General features: G+C 60.6%; 13 protein-coding genes and 2 pseudogenes. 4 read left to right on the top strand and 11 right to left on the bottom strand.

The window, feature by feature from the left end:
- Positions 1–12 precede the first annotated feature (12 nt).
- Both AB3G88_RS21750 and AB3G88_RS21745 read right to left on the bottom strand, forming a co-directional pair.
- Complete coding sequence (locus AB3G88_RS21750) at positions 13–1617, bottom strand: inorganic phosphate transporter (RefSeq protein ID WP_480451616.1); 1605 nt, start codon at positions 1615–1617, stop codon at positions 13–15.
- A 164-nt stretch (positions 1618–1781) separates the two neighbouring features.
- Positions 1782–2801, bottom strand: coding sequence for a transporter (locus AB3G88_RS21745; protein WP_099585404.1), 1020 nt, complete (start codon positions 2799–2801; stop codon positions 1782–1784).
- 259 nt (positions 2802–3060) lie between these two features.
- Here AB3G88_RS21745 and AB3G88_RS21740 point away from each other — a divergent pair, with 259 nt between their 5' ends.
- A complete protein-coding gene (locus AB3G88_RS21740; RefSeq protein WP_099585403.1) occupies positions 3061–4689 on the top strand; it encodes a methyl-accepting chemotaxis protein in 1629 nt (542 codons plus the stop codon).
- Here the strand turns inward: AB3G88_RS21740 and AB3G88_RS21735 are convergent, their stop codons facing one another.
- Both AB3G88_RS21735 and AB3G88_RS21730 read right to left on the bottom strand, forming a co-directional pair.
- Positions 4690–5862 carry a GAF domain-containing sensor histidine kinase gene (locus AB3G88_RS21735; RefSeq protein WP_480451613.1) on the bottom strand — a complete coding sequence of 391 codons (1173 nt, stop codon included), beginning with the start codon at positions 5860–5862 and terminating at the stop codon, positions 4690–4692.
- A 181-nt stretch (positions 5863–6043) separates the two neighbouring features.
- Positions 6044–6358: a PepSY domain-containing protein gene (locus AB3G88_RS21730; protein WP_400524220.1), complete on the bottom strand. Its 315-nt coding sequence runs from the start codon at positions 6356–6358 to the stop codon at positions 6044–6046.
- A gap of 152 nt (positions 6359–6510) precedes the next feature.
- On the opposite strand from AB3G88_RS21730, the gene AB3G88_RS21725 reads away from it, so the two are divergent.
- Positions 6511–7374 (top strand): sterol desaturase family protein, encoded by an 864-nt coding sequence (locus tag AB3G88_RS21725; protein WP_480451611.1) that lies wholly within the window; start codon positions 6511–6513, stop codon positions 7372–7374.
- Here the strand turns inward: AB3G88_RS21725 and AB3G88_RS21720 are convergent.
- Positions 7366–8031 (bottom strand): helix-turn-helix domain-containing protein, encoded by a 666-nt coding sequence (locus AB3G88_RS21720; protein ID WP_480451609.1) that lies wholly within the window; start codon positions 8029–8031, stop codon positions 7366–7368. The genes AB3G88_RS21725 and AB3G88_RS21720 overlap by 9 nt on opposite strands.
- Positions 8032–9159: a glycerophosphodiester phosphodiesterase family protein gene (locus AB3G88_RS21715; protein WP_480451607.1), complete on the bottom strand. Its 1128-nt coding sequence runs from the start codon at positions 9157–9159 to the stop codon at positions 8032–8034.
- A gap of 232 nt (positions 9160–9391) precedes the next feature.
- On the opposite strand from AB3G88_RS21715, the gene AB3G88_RS21710 reads away from it, so the two are divergent.
- Positions 9392–9715 (top strand): DUF2025 family protein, encoded by a 324-nt coding sequence (locus AB3G88_RS21710; RefSeq protein WP_032891062.1) that lies wholly within the window; start codon positions 9392–9394, stop codon positions 9713–9715.
- Here the strand turns inward: AB3G88_RS21710 and AB3G88_RS21705 are convergent.
- Together AB3G88_RS21705 and AB3G88_RS21700 are read right to left on the bottom strand one after the other, a co-directional pair.
- The gene (locus tag AB3G88_RS21705) at positions 9712–10035 is read right to left on the bottom strand and encodes an antibiotic biosynthesis monooxygenase family protein (RefSeq protein ID WP_480451605.1); all 324 of its coding nucleotides are present in this window, start codon (positions 10033–10035) and stop codon (positions 9712–9714) included. The genes AB3G88_RS21710 and AB3G88_RS21705 overlap by 4 nt on opposite strands.
- Positions 10032–10733: a CTP synthase C-terminal region-related (seleno)protein gene (locus AB3G88_RS21700; RefSeq protein ID WP_250926331.1), complete on the bottom strand. Its 702-nt coding sequence runs from the start codon at positions 10731–10733 to the stop codon at positions 10032–10034. The genes AB3G88_RS21705 and AB3G88_RS21700 overlap by 4 nt, the downstream gene beginning before the upstream one ends.
- A gap of 80 nt (positions 10734–10813) precedes the next feature.
- Between AB3G88_RS21700 and AB3G88_RS21695 the strand changes: the two genes are divergently transcribed.
- Positions 10814–11698 carry a LysR family transcriptional regulator gene (locus tag AB3G88_RS21695; protein ID WP_099585395.1) on the top strand — a complete coding sequence of 295 codons (885 nt, stop codon included), beginning with the start codon at positions 10814–10816 and terminating at the stop codon, positions 11696–11698.
- Between the two features lie 66 nt (positions 11699–11764).
- Here AB3G88_RS21695 and AB3G88_RS21690 read toward each other — a convergent pair.
- The 3 genes and pseudogenes from AB3G88_RS21690 to AB3G88_RS21680 form a co-directional block, all read right to left on the bottom strand.
- Positions 11765–12202, bottom strand: a pseudogene (locus tag AB3G88_RS21690) (methyl-accepting chemotaxis protein); the annotation flags it as partial.
- Positions 12203–12361: 159 nt separating this feature from the next.
- Positions 12362–12994 (bottom strand): annotated as a pseudogene (locus AB3G88_RS21685) (PAS domain-containing protein); the annotation flags it as partial.
- 317 nt (positions 12995–13311) lie between these two features.
- Positions 13312–14370 carry a diguanylate cyclase gene (locus tag AB3G88_RS21680; RefSeq protein WP_480451602.1) on the bottom strand — a complete coding sequence of 353 codons (1059 nt, stop codon included), beginning with the start codon at positions 14368–14370 and terminating at the stop codon, positions 13312–13314.
- Positions 14371–14528 lie beyond the last annotated feature (158 nt).

Here is a 14528-nt window from a genome sequence, read left to right as displayed (position 1 = left end):
ATTTTTGCTGGGTCAGAAGAGTTTGGTGAACAGCCAGTAGAGGCTGCCTGAAAGCACAATCGCCGCTGGTAACGTCAACACCCACGCCATCGCCAAATTGCGGATAGTCCGCATCTGCAATCCACTGCCATTGGCCACCATGGTCCCCGCGACACCCGATGACAGCACATGGGTTGTCGATACCGGCAAGCCATACATATCCGCCGCGCCGATGGTCAGCATGGCAACCGTTTCCGCCGCGGCACCCTGGGCATAGGTCATGTGGGTCTTGCCGATCTTCTCACCCACCGTCACCACGATGCGCTTCCAGCCCACCATAGTGCCGAGGCCAAGCGCGATGGCCACGGCGATCTTCACCCACAGCGGAATAAAACGCGTGGCGTTGTCGATCTGTTGCTTGAACAGTTGCAGCTTGTCTTGGGTGTCGGCGTCGAAGTTGCCGACCTTGCCTTTGTCCATCAGGCGAATGGTTTCGCTGGTCAGGTACATGTCATTACGCACGTTGCCGACGGCTTCGGCGGGGACTTTGGCCAGTGAGCCGTAGCCTTTGACTTCTTCACCGATATGCCCGGTGAGCGAGGCGAGGGCCGGTACCAGTTGCGGCGTGGCTTCCTTGGTGCGCACGTAGGTCGACAGGATCGGGCGCGGGTCGCCCGGCAACATCTGCGGTGCGGTTTTCAGCAGGGCGGCCTGGGTCACTTCGGCCACCGCAGCGAATTGCAACGACTGCTCTGCGGGCATGGTGCGGTTCAGCGCGTAGGCCATTGGCAATGTGCCGACCAGGATCAGCATGATCAGGCCCATGCCTTTCTGGCCATCGTTGGAACCATGGGCGAACGACACGCCGGTGCAGGTGGCGATCAGCATGCCGCGAATCCACCACGGCGGCGGGGTGTCCCCTTTGGGCGCTTTGTACAACGAGCGGTTTTTCACAAAGGCGCGCAGGGCCAGCAGCAACAAGGCCGCAAACGCGAAGCCTATCAGCGGCGACAGCAGCAATGCGTAGCCAATCTTGGTCGCCTGGGCCCAATCCACCCCGCTGGTGCCGTCACGCCCGTGCATCAAGGCATTCGCCACGCCGACGCCGATGATCGAACCGATCAGCGTATGGGAGGACGAGGCCGGCAAGCCCAGCCACCAGGTGCCGAGGTTCCACAGGATTGCAGCGATCAACAGGGCGAAGATCATGGCGAAACCCGCCGATGAACCCACTTGCAAAATCAGCTCTACCGGCAGCAACGCAATGATGCCAAACGCTACCGCGCCGCTGGAAAGCAGCACGCCGAGGAAATTGAAAAAGCCCGACCAGACCACCGCGAAATGCGGCGGCAGCGAGTGGGTGTAGATCACTGTCGCCACCGCGTTGGCGGTGTCGTGGAAACCGTTGACGAACTCGAACCCCAGGGCGATCAACAACGCCACGCCCAGCAGCAGGAACGGCGTCCAGGTGGTGACCACCGTGCCCAGTTCGTGCATGTCCTGCATCAGGCTGTAGGCGGTGAACAACAGGCCCATGGCGAGCACGGCGAAGAAAATGATCACGGTGACCAGGCCGGGCTTCTTGTCCAGCCTGGGTTTGGGTTCGGTGTGTGAGGCGGTCAGGGAAGGGGTAGCCATGCAGGAGCATCCAGGTAATGAAGGATGCCGTTCATAGTCATTGCAGAATGTTACAGAGGTGCTGCCGCAGGTCAGTGTTTAGGTCATTGGATTTGCCACTGGTCTACTGACACTGCAGGTCAGAATGCGGGAGGGGCAAATCCCCTCCCACAATCACTGGCATTTCAATTTGAAAATTTTCGGAACGCCCAGCGCCCGGCAATCAAGGTAAACGTCGCCACCAATGCCACCAGTATCCAGAACCCCTCCGGGTCCTGGGAAAGTGGCACACCGCCCACGTTCATGCCGAAAAAACCGGCGATGATGTTGATCGGCAGCGCCAGCACCGTCACCACCGTCAGGGTGAACAGCGTGCGGCTGCTTTGCTCGTTGAGGTTGGCGGCGATCTCTTCCTGCAACAGTTTGATCCGTTCGCCCAGGGCCATCAGGTCGTTGATGATCAGCGCAAACTCCTCGGTGGATTTGCGCAACTCCTTCACGTCTTCTTTTTGCAGCCATTGTGGCGGGCGATTGAGCAGGCGCAGCAATGAGCCCGGCTCCAGCGCCAGCAGGCGTTGCAGGCGCACCAACACCCGGCGCGCGGCACCGAGTTCGGCGCGGTTGGTGGACAGGCGCGAGGAGAGCAACTGGTCTTCGATATGGTCGACGCTGATGCTGGTCTTGCGCACGATCTGCGTCAGCACTTCGCCCTGATCGCGCAGTAAATGCACCAACAATTCCAGCGGCGAGCGAAAGTGTTCGCCGGCCTTCACCGACGAACGCAGCTTGTCCACCGAGTGCAGCGGTTGCAAACGTGCGCTGATCAACAGACGGCTGCGGGCGCACACCCACAGCGTGGAAATATCCGACGAGACCATGCTGCTGAAGTTGAACACCACATCGTTGACCACCGCCAGCAGGGCCGAGTCGACGTGTTCGATGCGCGTGGAGCGCGAGCCCTCGTGCAAGGCCTCGAAAAACTCTTCCGGCAGTTCCAGGTGCGCCTGCATCCAGCGTTCACAGGCGGCGTGGGCCAGGTTCAGGTGCAGCCACAAAAACTCGTCCGGGTCTTGCGGTTGCTTCAATGCCGCCAGGGCGGCGGCGGAATCAATCTGCTCGCCCTTGACGCCTGGGCGAAAACGAAAACCGTAAAGCAAGCCAAACAGATCGGAGTCCTGATGGCTGTGGTCGAGGCTGTGGTTCATGGAGGCTCGCAGAGAAAAGGCCTGTAGGACATTTCACAGGTCGCGTGGCGAATCATTACAGGGTTGTTTGACATTTTTATGACAGCTTTCTGTTTATTTCGCTTTGGTGACATTTTATTGACCGGCCATCGAAAACCCTTCAAGAAGCCTCTATTCCGGCCGATTCAGCGCATTAACAACCGTCAGGGATGAGCGGTGTTTTTGTCGACACGGCGGTCAAGGCGTGCATGCGCTACTTACTTGTATCGAGGCTTTCCCGATGAATGTTTTGCGAACCTCCTTGAGAGCACAAATTTTGTCGCTGCTCGGCGGCAGCTTGCTGGCGATATTGTTGATCGCCCTGGCCTGTTTCAACTTCCTCTCCAACGGGGTGCAGAGTTACCGCAGTTTGATTGACGGGCCGTTGCTCACTTCGCAACTGATCGACGAAGCCAACCTGCAGTTCAAGGTGCAGGTGCAGGAATGGAAAAACGTGCTGCTGCGCGGCAAACAGCCTCAGGATATGGAGAAGTACTGGGGCCAGTTCCAGGACCGCCAGCGTGATGTGCAAGGTATCCTCGCACGCTTGGTGGCCCAGACCAGCAGTGACGCGCCGTTGAGCCGACGCATCGAAACCCTGCGCCAGGAGCATCAGCAACTGGGCGTGGCCTATCAGAAAGGCCGCGATGCCTATGTGGCGGCGGGCGGGGATGCAACGGTCGGCGACACGGCAGTCAAAGGCGTGGACCGCGCCGCCAGTGAGCAAATGAGTGCCCTGGTCAGCGACCTGCGGGCCCAAGGCAGCCAGCAATCTCAGACCATCACTGCCTATGCCGAGCGCACCGTAATGGTGGGCCTGGCGATCATGTTGCTGTCCGGCGCGTTGATCGGCCTGTTCAGCCTGTGGTTGATCAACCGCAACCTGATCCTGCCGATCCGTGGCTTGATCGACTACGTGACCCAACTCAGCCACGGCCGCTTTGCTGAGCGCGTGGCCAGCCGCCGCCAGGACGAACTGGGCCATCTGGCCGCCGCCGCGAATACGTTGCGCGACTTCCTCGCCGAAACCTTCAGCCGCGTGCAGCGCAGCGCCACCGACCTGGTCAGCGCCAGCGGCGAGTTGAATGCAATCGCCGGACAGATGGCAACCGGCACCCAGGAACAATTCAACCGCACCGATCAAGTGGCCACGGCCATGACCGAAATGTCGGCCACCGCCCAGGAAGTGGCGCACCACGCCGCCAGCGCCTCACGTGCCGCGGACGAGGCGGATCATTCGGCCCGAGAAGGCGGCGAAGTGATGCAAGTGACCATTGCCACCATCGGCCAGATGCGTAATGAAATCCTCAATACCGGCACCATCATCCGCCGCCTGGAAACCGATAGCGTACGCATCGGCAAGGTGCTGGAAGTGATTCGCGGCATCGCCGAACAGACCAACCTGCTGGCGTTGAACGCGGCGATCGAGGCGGCACGCGCCGGCGAGGCGGGCCGGGGTTTTGCGGTGGTGGCCGATGAGGTACGCAGCCTGGCGCAACGCACGGCGGCGTCGATCATCGAGATCAACCAGATCATCCAGGCGGTGCAAACCGGCGCGGTGGATGCGGCCGAGGCGATTGTCAGCGGCCAGTCGTGCAGCGACGAGAGCGTGGAGAAAGTCACCCAGGCCGGTGCGATGCTTGCGCACATTACCCAGGCGGTGGAAGCGATTCGCGATATGAACCGTCAGATCGCGACGGCGGCAGAGGAGCAGACCTCGGTGGCCGAGGATATCTCGCGCAATATCACGCAGATCACCACGGTAGCCACGGCTAACCTCGACAACGTGCGACGTACTGAGGCGGCGAGTCAGAACTTGCGTGGGTTGTCCGCAGAGTTGAATGAAGTGACGGAGCGCTTGGGTGGCTGATCAGGCGGTCGGCAGGCTGAAGATAAAAACGGTGCCTTGCAGGGCGTGGGTGGTCACGCTCAGGTGACCGCCATGGGCATCGGCAATCTGCTTGACGATATACAACCCCAGGCCGAGCCCGGCTTGGGGCGCGTTTGAGGTGGGGCGTGAGTAAGGTTGAAACAGCCGGGGCAGGGCCTGATCGTTGATCTGTCCAGCGTTCTTCACCGTCAGCTCGAACCGATCGTGCTCGACCTTTGCGCTGACTTCCACAGGGCCATCAGGGCTGCCGTGATGGAGCGCATTGGCAACCAGGTTAGAGAGCAATTGCGCCAACCGATCCCGGTCGCCTTTGACGCCCTGAAGATCGCCGATATCGGCCCGAACCTCGCGTTGCGGGGGCGCGCTTTGCACTTCTGAAACCACATGTAGCAACGCCGCCTGCAGATCCTGGCAGTCGGTGATGCTCAGCGGGATGCCGTTGCCCATTCGGCCCCGCGCAAAATCCAGCACGTCCTCGACCAATTGTGCAGCGCGGCGCCCGCTGGCGAGTATGTGACGTATGAGCGTGTCCGTGGCGGGGTGCGGGTGTTTGCGCAGCAGCCGCTCGGCGCTGAAATTGATCGCGAACAGCGGGTTGCGCAGGTCGTGCCCGAGCACGGCGATGAACTGCTCGCGCAGTTCGGCGGTGCCGCGTTCTTCCTGCAAGTCGGCTTCCGTTTGCTGCTGGTTTTCCTCGGCTTCGATCTGCAACGACAACACACGGGCGAAGGATTCCATGGTCGATTGGATCGTGCTGCTGCGCAATGGCGCCGGCTTGGGATCGAGTGCACAAATGGTGCCGAAAAAACGCCCGTCGGTGCGGAACACCGGCACGGAGATATAGCTTTCAAACTGGTAGAGACGCGGAGTGTGGTGGTCGTGGTAGATCGGGTCTTCGCTGGCCTTGTCGATCACTACGGAAATGTGGGAACCGCGAATCTCGTGGCAGATGGTCGTGGTGAGGTCCAGCTCGCCGCCGACGCCGAGGCCGAAGTCCAGCTGGTCGAACACGGCGCAGGCGGTCCAGGTGTCGTCGGTCACCCGCGCAACGGCGGCAAAGCGCAGGCCAGTCATGTCGCTGATCACTTGGAGCATTGCGGGTACAGCACTGATTCGGCCGATGGTGGCAATGTCGGCGGCTTTTTGCTCCATGGCGTGATCTCGGTGTGCTGCGCAATGGCGTAATGCCCTGGCTGATGCTGGGAAGTCTAACGACCTTGAATTGAGTAGGGGAAATTTGATTCATCGCGGCCACGCTTTTCTCGGACATTGCCGACGAGCGCCCACAAAAAAACCGCGCCACCCGAAGGTGGCGCGGTTTTGGGGATTCAACTCAGGTGTCTTGTTTGTTTTCCAGTACAGCGCCGGTCTTGGCGTCGAGCTTGACTTCAAACCGCTTGCCAGCGGTATCAGTCAGGTCGACTTCGTAGACATATTCGTTGGCTGCACCGTGTTTGTTGTCCAGCTCAGTGTCGGTAATCGTTGCGCCAGGGTGAGTGGCTACGGCAGCGGCGTTGAGCTTGTCGAAAGACATCACTGCGCCGGATTTGACCAGGCCTTCAATATGATCCGGACGAACATCTGCCTGGGCCAGGCCGGCAGTCAGGGTCAGGGCAGTGGCGGCGAACAAAGTGGTCAAGGTTTTCATGGTGTGTCCTTCTTGGGTGAGCTGTTTAAGTGGGTTCAGATTAATCGTCGCAACTTAATTCACCCTTAATTAGTTCAAGCAGTTGCGCAGTTCGTTCAATTCGAGCAACACGGAAAATTTCATGCTGAGGGCTCACATGATGGGAGACTCGGATGAAGCAGTTAGTGAGCGGGATCTATGCGCCTGTGTTCTGGACAGGGTCTATCGGCTGGGCACTCGCGCAGCCAGACTGGCTGGTGCTGGTGTTTGCGACGGCGGTGGTAGTGTCATTTGCCATGGAGCAGTGGTTGCCCTACGAGCCGCAGTGGAATCGCAGCCTGGGTGATCGCTGGCGTGACAGCGTGCATGCCTGTGTCAATGAAGGCCTGAACGTCCTCGGCTTGCTGGTCCTGCCGGGGCTTACGGCGTTGCTGGCGTTCGACGGGATTTGGCCGCGTGGCTGGCCATTGTGGGAGCAATTGCTGCTGGCCATCGTCCTCGCCGATGCAGGCATCACCTTGATGCATTACGCCAGCCACCGCATTGCGCCGCTGTGGCGCTTGCATGCCGTGCACCACAGCGTGCAGCGGCTCTATGGGTTCAACGGGTTGATGAAGCATCCGTTGCACCAGATGCTGGAAGCCACGGCAGGCCTGCTGCCGTTGATCCTGCTGGGGATCCCGCTGGAGGTGGCGCAGTTGCTGGCCCTGGCCATCGGCATTCAATTGCTGTTGCAGCACTCCAATGTCGATATGCGCCTGGGACCGTTGCGCTGGGTGTTCGCCTGGGCGCCGGTGCATCGGTTTCATCATATGAAATACGGCCGTGCCGGCGACGTGAATTTCGGGCTGTTTTTCAACCTGTGGGATTGGCTGCTGGGCACCGCGTTTTATCGCGAGGGTTATCGCATGGGGCCTGGGGATTTGGGCATCGGCAGCCGGCCGGATTTTCCCGTGGCGTATGGGGCGCAACTGCGTGATCCATTTGTGCCGGTACGCGTGGGCAAGGAACCGCCGCTGCCCGACGATCTACGCTAGCAGTTGCACCTCCAGCTGACGTAACGACGCAGCGGCCGTCACGCCGAACAACTGCTTCATGGTCCGCGAAAAGTGCGCCGAATCGGCAAAGCCCGCAGCGTGGGCGGCCTCGGTCAGTGTGCTGCCGGTGAGGGCCCATTGCAGCGCGACACGTAATCGCCGCCACAGCACCAGGCGGCGTACGGGCAGCCCGAGTTGATCGGTGAACAGCCGCTCCAGCTGGCTCAATGACAGGTGCGCCACCTCGGCGAGTGCCTGGGCCGACACTTTGCCGGTGAGGCGCTGATCAAGCGCACTGAGGGCGCGTTCCAGGCGAGGGTCGACAAGCTGGCGCCTGGGGAGCTGCTGCACGGCTGTCAGGGACAAATCGCCAGCGCTCGACAGGTGCTGCAAGGCGGCGATCTCAAAGACTGCAGGTTCGGCATACAACACGCTCACTTCACCGTGTGTATCGAGAATGGCGTGGGTTTGTCGCGAAGGAATCAGCAGGCGATGGGCCGTGATGACTTGCCCCTCCAGGCTGACCGTGATGGGCTCGCCCAGGCACTGCATCAACTGATGGGCGTAGTGCGCATGGGGCGCGGTGCGCCCCAGCTCGCCGATGATCAGGCCGTAGTCAGGCCCCAACCACAGGCGGCCTGACCATTCGGGCTTCACTCAGTACTTATGGTCGTTGAGCAAATCCTGCACGCTGGACGAAGGCCAGCGCTTGTAGAACTTCAGCAGTTCGGCGGCGCGGTTAGTGAAGATGCCGTTGACGCCGGCTTTCATCACTTTCTCGAAATCCACCGGCTCATCCACGGTGTACACATGCACCAGCAGGCCTTTGTCGTGGGTCAGCTTGTTCATTTCGGGCTTCACCAGGTCCGAATAGCTCTGGTCGCCGTGGTCGGTCAGCTCGGCCGAAGGGCCAGTGCCGATGGCGCCGAGGCTCTTGGCTTCGTCGACCCACTTTTCGAACTCGGCGGCGTCTTTCGGCTCTTGCTTGGCGTAGTAGGCGGCCTTGGTCGGCTCGCCGGATTCGGCGAAGGTCTGCTTGGATTTCGGCTCGATGCTGCCTTCACCCACCCACAACAGCAGGATCTTCGGGGTGTTCGGCATTTCTTTCTGCAGCTCTTTGAGGCTGGCGGTCTCGAAGGTTTGCAGCACGACGCGGCCCTTGCCCTGGCCGACGCCGGTGTTGCTCTTGCCCAGTTTGGAGCCGGCGGAACTCAACCAGCCTTTATCCAGCAGTTTGTTTTTCAGGTCGGCCTCGATGCCCGGGAACTGCTTGGGCTCCTTGGTCTCGATGTACAGGCCGGGTTTGTGCTGCGGGTTGCCTTCGGCGATCTTGATGATGTCGTCCAGGCTCAGGATCTTCAGGCCGACGAACCCTGGGCGCGCACGGTCCGGGTAAGCAGCGTTGAACCAACTGCCGGCGTCGAGGCTTTGCAGTTCTTTCCAGGTGAATTCGTTGGCCGGCGCGTCTTTGCGCTCAGGGAACTTGGTGGCCACGTCGGTGGTGCGCTGCAGGTTGTTGTCGTGCAGGGCGAACAGCACGCCGTCCTTGCTGCGCTGCAGGTCCAGTTCCAGGTAGTCGGCACCCAGGTCGCGTGCGACCTTGTAGGCAGCGGCGGTGGACTCCGGCGCGTCGTAGGAGGCGCCTCGGTGTGCGATCACGGCAGGGTAGGGAATGCCTTCGTTAGTTGCCAATTCAGCCGGGCTGATCGGGTCGGCAGCCTGCGCCTGGCCAAGGCCGAGCATCAGGGCCAGCAGCAAGGCGCTCTTGGTAAACGTGACAGGCATATGCGAAGTCCTTTCGTGGAGGTAGCTTTGAGAAGGCCTCCTTTTTAACAATTGATTGCGAAAGGCGCTATCACCAAACCGACATTAACGTGCGTACCCGTCAATTTTCTCGGTTGTTTTGCCAGGCATTGCAGTACTCTTGAACGCAGCCGCCCCGCTAGAGGGCAGTACTTTCCGCCACGCGTGTAAACCATCTTTCCAGTCCCTGTGGGACTTTTCAGTGAGGTTTACCATGCGCATCACTTCCGAGCTTATCTGCCAGGCCGCCGACCAACTCCACGGGTTTGTGGGCCTCAACCGCAAGACCGGCCAGTACATCGTACGTTTCAGCGAAGACTCTTTCGGCATGGACGTGGCCGATGACGGCATCATTCCTACCGCCGAATTTGTCTGGCTGCCTGCCCCCGAGCAGACCATGACCCTGTCCCGTGAACGCATCCAGTTGCTGTTGGACCAGAACATCGACGACCGCATCAATATCACTGAGCCGCTGCGGGTATATATGCGCCGGGTGGAGATTCCACAGATCAGTGCGTTGCGCAGTCTGGTGAGCTAGTTCGCTTCAAAACCGTAGGCCCGCTCCACCTTGCACACCCGTGTCTGAAACGCCGAGTACCAGGTGGCGCGGCCCTGCTCGCGCACGTCGCGGTGCTCGGCCTGCTGCTTCCACGCCAGGATCGCCGCTTCGCTGCTCCAGTACGACACCGTAATCCCCAGGGCATCTTCCCGCGCCGACTCCACGCCGAGAAAACCAGGTTGTTGCCGCGCCAGTTCCAGCATGCGTGTGGCGGCCTCGCCGTAGCCGTGATCGCCGTCGGTGCGCAATGAGCTGAAAATGACCGCGTAGTAAGGCACCGCGGGAGTCTTGGCGATCATGCCGATTGCTCCTGGCAGGCCTTGAGCAGCGCGAGTGCCAAGGGTGGTGTGATGCCCTTGAGCGCTGCGCGTTCTGGCTGGAACAGGGTGGCGACGAAGAACGGATGGTCGAGCAATTCCACCGCACGCAGGTCGCCTGCGCTGTCGTGGCCGCTGGCGATCAGATCGCCCTCCAGCAACGCGCTGGCAAATTCGGGGTTCATCCCATAGCGGCAGCGATATCCTTCTTCAAGATCATGGGTGCCGTAGGCGTCGGCGATGCGCGTGTAAGGCACTAAACGTACGGTGTCGGTGGCTTCCACCAATGCGCAGGTCAAGGGTGTGATCACGGCGCGTTTTGCGTTGGGGACCATTTCGCCGTGTTCGGCGTCGACCCAGCCCAGCACGTTGCGGGCATATTCCAGCAGCGCATGTTGAAAGCCACCGCAGGTGCCAAGGAAAGGGCGGCGCTGCTCGCGGGCAAAGCGGATGGCCCGCAGTGCGCCGTCGGTATCCCGGTAAGGGGTGGCGGGTACGCACCAGAAACCGTCGAAGTCGTGCAGGGGTTCGGGCAGGGTGTCGGTGTCGAGCCATTGCATATGAAGCGTGAGGCCGAGAATGTCTGCCGCCCGTTGCAGGGCCACGGGGATCGCCTGGTGCGCGGTGACGTCCGGGTTGTAATCGCCAATCAAGGCGAGGCGTAGGGCGTTGGCTTTCATCGTGTGCGTTCCATGGCTTGTTGGGGGCTGAGGCGCACTATAGATTGGCGTCCACGCAATCAATATTGGCGTTTGCCCACATGCTTAATGCACCGACGCACTATTCAATGGATTACCCCGATCTCTCGCTGATCCTCGCCCTGGTGCGCGGCGGCTCTCTGGCGCGGGCGGCGGCGCTGCTGCGGGTGGATGTGTCCACCGTGTTCCGTGCGATACGGCGCCTGGAGGCGGCACTGGGCCAGACATTGTTTGAAAAGAGCCGCGCCGGTTACCTGCCCACCAGCCTGGCCAGCAACCTGGCACAGCAGGCAGAGCGCGCAGAGCTGGCTCTGGAAGCGGCGCGTATCGGAGTGGAGCAGGGCGGCGAAGTGATCAGCGGCACGGTGCGCCTGACCTGTACCGACTCAGTGCTGCAAGGCTTGCTGCTGCCGGCGTTGGCGCAGTTCATGCCGGACTACCCGGCGCTGATCCTGGAACTGAGCACCTCCAATGATTTTGCCAACCTCAGCCGCCGCGACGCGGATATCGCCCTACGCCTGACCAAGACACCGCCGGAGCATCTAGTAGGACGTTGCCTTGGCACCGTGTCGTACCAAGTCTGTGCGAGCGCCGACTATGCCCGCCGCCATACAGGCCGTGAGCTGGCGGACCTGGCCTGGATCGCACCAGACGACTTCCTGCCCGACCACCCCACCGTCGCCTGGCGCCGCGAACACTTGCCGGGCGTGCGGCCCGGTTATCGCTGCAACAGCATGTTGTCGGTGACCGAACTGGTACGGGCGGGACTGGGTGTGGCCGCGTTGCCGGATTTTCTACTGGATGACGGACTGCAACCGCTGGGCCCTGCACTGGCAGGGCATGACACCGCGCTGTGGTTGCTCACGCGTCCCGATTGCCGCGCATTGCGCTCGGTGGTGACGTTGTTCGATGAGTTGGGCCGGCATGTGCGACTGCCGAGTCGTTAGGTTTTTCGTACGAGCTGCTCATGCATTTCGCACGTCCGGCTTTCGAGCGAATGACCCAAGCCCTGCTTAGCGGCCGCCACGGTCATTGGCAAACGCACTCACCGCCTGTAACGCCTCGTTAGTGCCTTGGCGAATTTGCAGGATCACGGTGCCGGCGCGGTTGGCCAAGTCCACGCCTTGGGCTGCGCGGTCGCGGGTGCCGTCCATGCTATCGATGGCCTGGCGGGTTTCGTCCTGGATCATCGCGATCATGCTGGAAATTTCTGCTGTCGAACCACTGGTGCGCGCCGCCAGTTGCCGGACTTCATCGGCCACCACGGCAAACCCACGCCCTTGCTCACCTGCGCGCGCGGCCTCGATGGCTGCGTTGAGCGCCAGCAGGTTGGTCTGGTCGGCAATGCCACGAATGGTGTTGACGATGGTGGTGATCTGCTGCGAACGCTCACCCAGCCTGGCGATCAGTTGCGATGATCCGTCAATGTCGGCGGCTATTTCGCGCATGCCGCTGGCACTTTGCTGAATCACCTCGGCGCCTTTTTCCGCGATGTCCTGGGTGTTCAAGGAAATGTGATACGCCTGGGAAGCGCTCGCTGCATCGGCGGCATGTTGCTGCACCTTGGCGGTCACGTCCGAGGCGAATTTGACCACTTTGCACAAACGTCCGCTGGCGTCATACACCGGGTTGTAGTTGGCTTCCAGCCATACTGTCCGGCCGTTTTTATCGACGCGCTCGAATTCGCCGCTGAACAATTCGCCTTGGTTGAGGCGCTGCCAGAACTCGCTGTAGGCCGGGCTGCTGGCCAGCTCCTGTGTACAGAACAGACGATGATGCTTGCCCTGGATTTGCGCGAGGCTATAGCCCATGCGCTGCAGGAAGTTGGCGTTGGCGGTGATGATGGTGCCGTCGAGGTTGAACTCGATCACCGCCATGGCCCGGCCGATCGCCGCCAATTTGCCGTTGGCCTCGCTCTCGGCTTGCAGACGCGGGGTCACGTCCATGGCGAACTTCACCACCTTGATCACCTGGCCTGCTTCATCCCGTACCGGGTTGTAGCTGGCTTCCAACCACACCGATTCACCATTGCTCGCCTGGCGCTCGAATGTACCGGATTGAAATTGGCCATTGCGCAGGTTCGCCCACAGCTGTTGATACTCGGCGCTGCGGGCGAACGCTGGTGTGCAGAACATTCGATGGGGCTGCCCCATCACCTGCTCGGCGCGATAACCCATGGCTTTGAGGAAGTTGTCATTGGCCCGCAGCACATTGCCTTGCGGGTCGAATTCGATCACCGCCATGGACCGTTCGATGGCATCCAGCATGCTGGCCTGATGGGCCACCGTGTGTTGCAGGGTGTTGATGGTTTTTTTATGGGCGTTGAATAGCATGGTTGGGGCTCGGGCAGGCAGCATCGGGGGTTTTCCATGTCTGGGCGCTTGCCCCGTTCGGCGCCTGGCCTACGGTTGACGTGCTCATTGTCGGCTTCCTGATGCCGACAGAGGGAGTTGGAACAAGGTGTTCAGAGTGATCAGCCTGACAAGAAGTTCGCCCCAAGGGCAGGACCTTTTTTGGGTAGGCGACAAATGGTGGCTCTGTGCTATCTCTGCGGGGTGTATCAGGCCGAATAAGCCACTCTTTCGTCGCTCATATTCACCCGGTTACGCCCGGTATCTTTCGCTGCATAAAGCGCCCGGTCCGCCGCGTTCAGCCACATGGCCGCGTCCTTGAAAGAGGGCTGGAAGTCCGCCAGGCCTATGCTCAGGCTCACGCGCAGCTCGGGGATGTTCGGGGCGCGATAGTTGCTGAACGTTTCGCGCATGCGTTCCATGACCCGTGCGGCTTCGTGCTGGGTCATTTGCGGAAGAATCACACAGAACTCATCGCCCCCGTAACGCCCAGCCAAGTCGTTTTCCCGCAGGTTGCGCCTTAATTCCAGGCTCAATTGGCGCAATACGGCGTCGCCGACAATATGCCCATGGGTGTCGTTGATCTGTTTGAAATGATCGATATCGATCAGCGCGATCGTGGCGTGGGTGTGTTGTTGCTGGCACTTATGGAACTTGAGGTGCAGCAAGTCTTTCCAGGAGCCGTGATTGAGCAACCCCGTGAGGCTGTCGATACGGCTCAAGGCACTGAGGGCGCGCTTGTGGTCGGATAGTTTGATCGCCAATTGATAGCAGATCATGCCGATGGACATGGGGTAGAACGTCAGCATCGGCAGGCACGCGTAGACCTGAGCCAGGCTGACGCCGGGGTTGAAGTGCAGGCCAAACAGCAATACCGCGACCCCGACACCCAGCAGTTGGGCCAGTGCGCCACGTATCAGCAGGCGTTTGCCGCCGGCGGCGACGTTGTTCATGGACACCATCGACAGCAACGTCACGGTGGTCAGGGGCGCGAACTGCAACGTCGCAGCCCAGAAACCACTGAATAAAGCGTCATACACTAAGTTGCGTCGTTCGGCGTCGTAGGGGACTTTGGCACGGGTTGCCAGTTGATACGCCAGGTGCGGCCAGACGAAACCATTGACCAGCAGCGCTGCCCAGATCCACCCAGGCGCAGTCATTGGATATAAGACGGCGATCACACTGATGCTGCACAGGGCAGAGCCGATGATCCTGGGCCTGTAGATGCGCTTGGCAAACGAGAGACCCTTGCCTTGTCTGTTTTCCATAAAGTCCTGGGTGAGCTGCTTTTTATACCTATACGGCGGCGCCCGTTCACTGGATGAACCGTTGATCGGAAAAGGCTTATGAATATTGTCAGTTATTCCCGTGGGAATAATCAGTGGCCTTCCAGGCCATTTACGCAAAACAGAGGGCGAAAGCGTCA

It is taken from the genome of Pseudomonas arvensis (assembly GCF_056688935.1).
The sequence above is the reverse complement of the archived record's forward strand: the minus strand, read 5'-3'. Positions and strand labels throughout refer to the sequence as shown.

Bases quoted from the DNA above. Each gene is read 5' to 3' on its own strand.
- AB3G88_RS21750 (WP_480451616.1), bottom strand. From the start codon at position 1,617: ATGGCTACCCCTTCCCTGACCGCCTCACACACCGAACCCAAACCCAGG.
- AB3G88_RS21745 (WP_099585404.1), bottom strand. From the start codon at position 2,801: ATGAACCACAGCCTCGACCACAGCCATCAGGACTCCGATCTGTTTGGC.
- AB3G88_RS21740 (WP_099585403.1), top strand. From the start codon at position 3,061: ATGAATGTTTTGCGAACCTCCTTGAGAGCACAAATTTTGTCGCTGCTC.
- AB3G88_RS21735 (WP_480451613.1), bottom strand. From the start codon at position 5,862: ATGGAGCAAAAAGCCGCCGACATTGCCACCATCGGCCGAATCAGTGCT.
- AB3G88_RS21730 (WP_400524220.1), bottom strand. From the start codon at position 6,358: ATGAAAACCTTGACCACTTTGTTCGCCGCCACTGCCCTGACCCTGACT.
- AB3G88_RS21725 (WP_480451611.1), top strand. From the start codon at position 6,511: ATGAAGCAGTTAGTGAGCGGGATCTATGCGCCTGTGTTCTGGACAGGG.
- AB3G88_RS21715 (WP_480451607.1), bottom strand. From the start codon at position 9,159: ATGCCTGTCACGTTTACCAAGAGCGCCTTGCTGCTGGCCCTGATGCTC.
- AB3G88_RS21710 (WP_032891062.1), top strand. From the start codon at position 9,392: ATGCGCATCACTTCCGAGCTTATCTGCCAGGCCGCCGACCAACTCCAC.
- AB3G88_RS21705 (WP_480451605.1), bottom strand. From the start codon at position 10,035: ATGATCGCCAAGACTCCCGCGGTGCCTTACTACGCGGTCATTTTCAGC.
- AB3G88_RS21700 (WP_250926331.1), bottom strand. From the start codon at position 10,733: ATGAAAGCCAACGCCCTACGCCTCGCCTTGATTGGCGATTACAACCCG.
- AB3G88_RS21695 (WP_099585395.1), top strand. From the start codon at position 10,814: ATGCTTAATGCACCGACGCACTATTCAATGGATTACCCCGATCTCTCG.
- AB3G88_RS21680 (WP_480451602.1), bottom strand. From the start codon at position 14,370: ATGGAAAACAGACAAGGCAAGGGTCTCTCGTTTGCCAAGCGCATCTAC.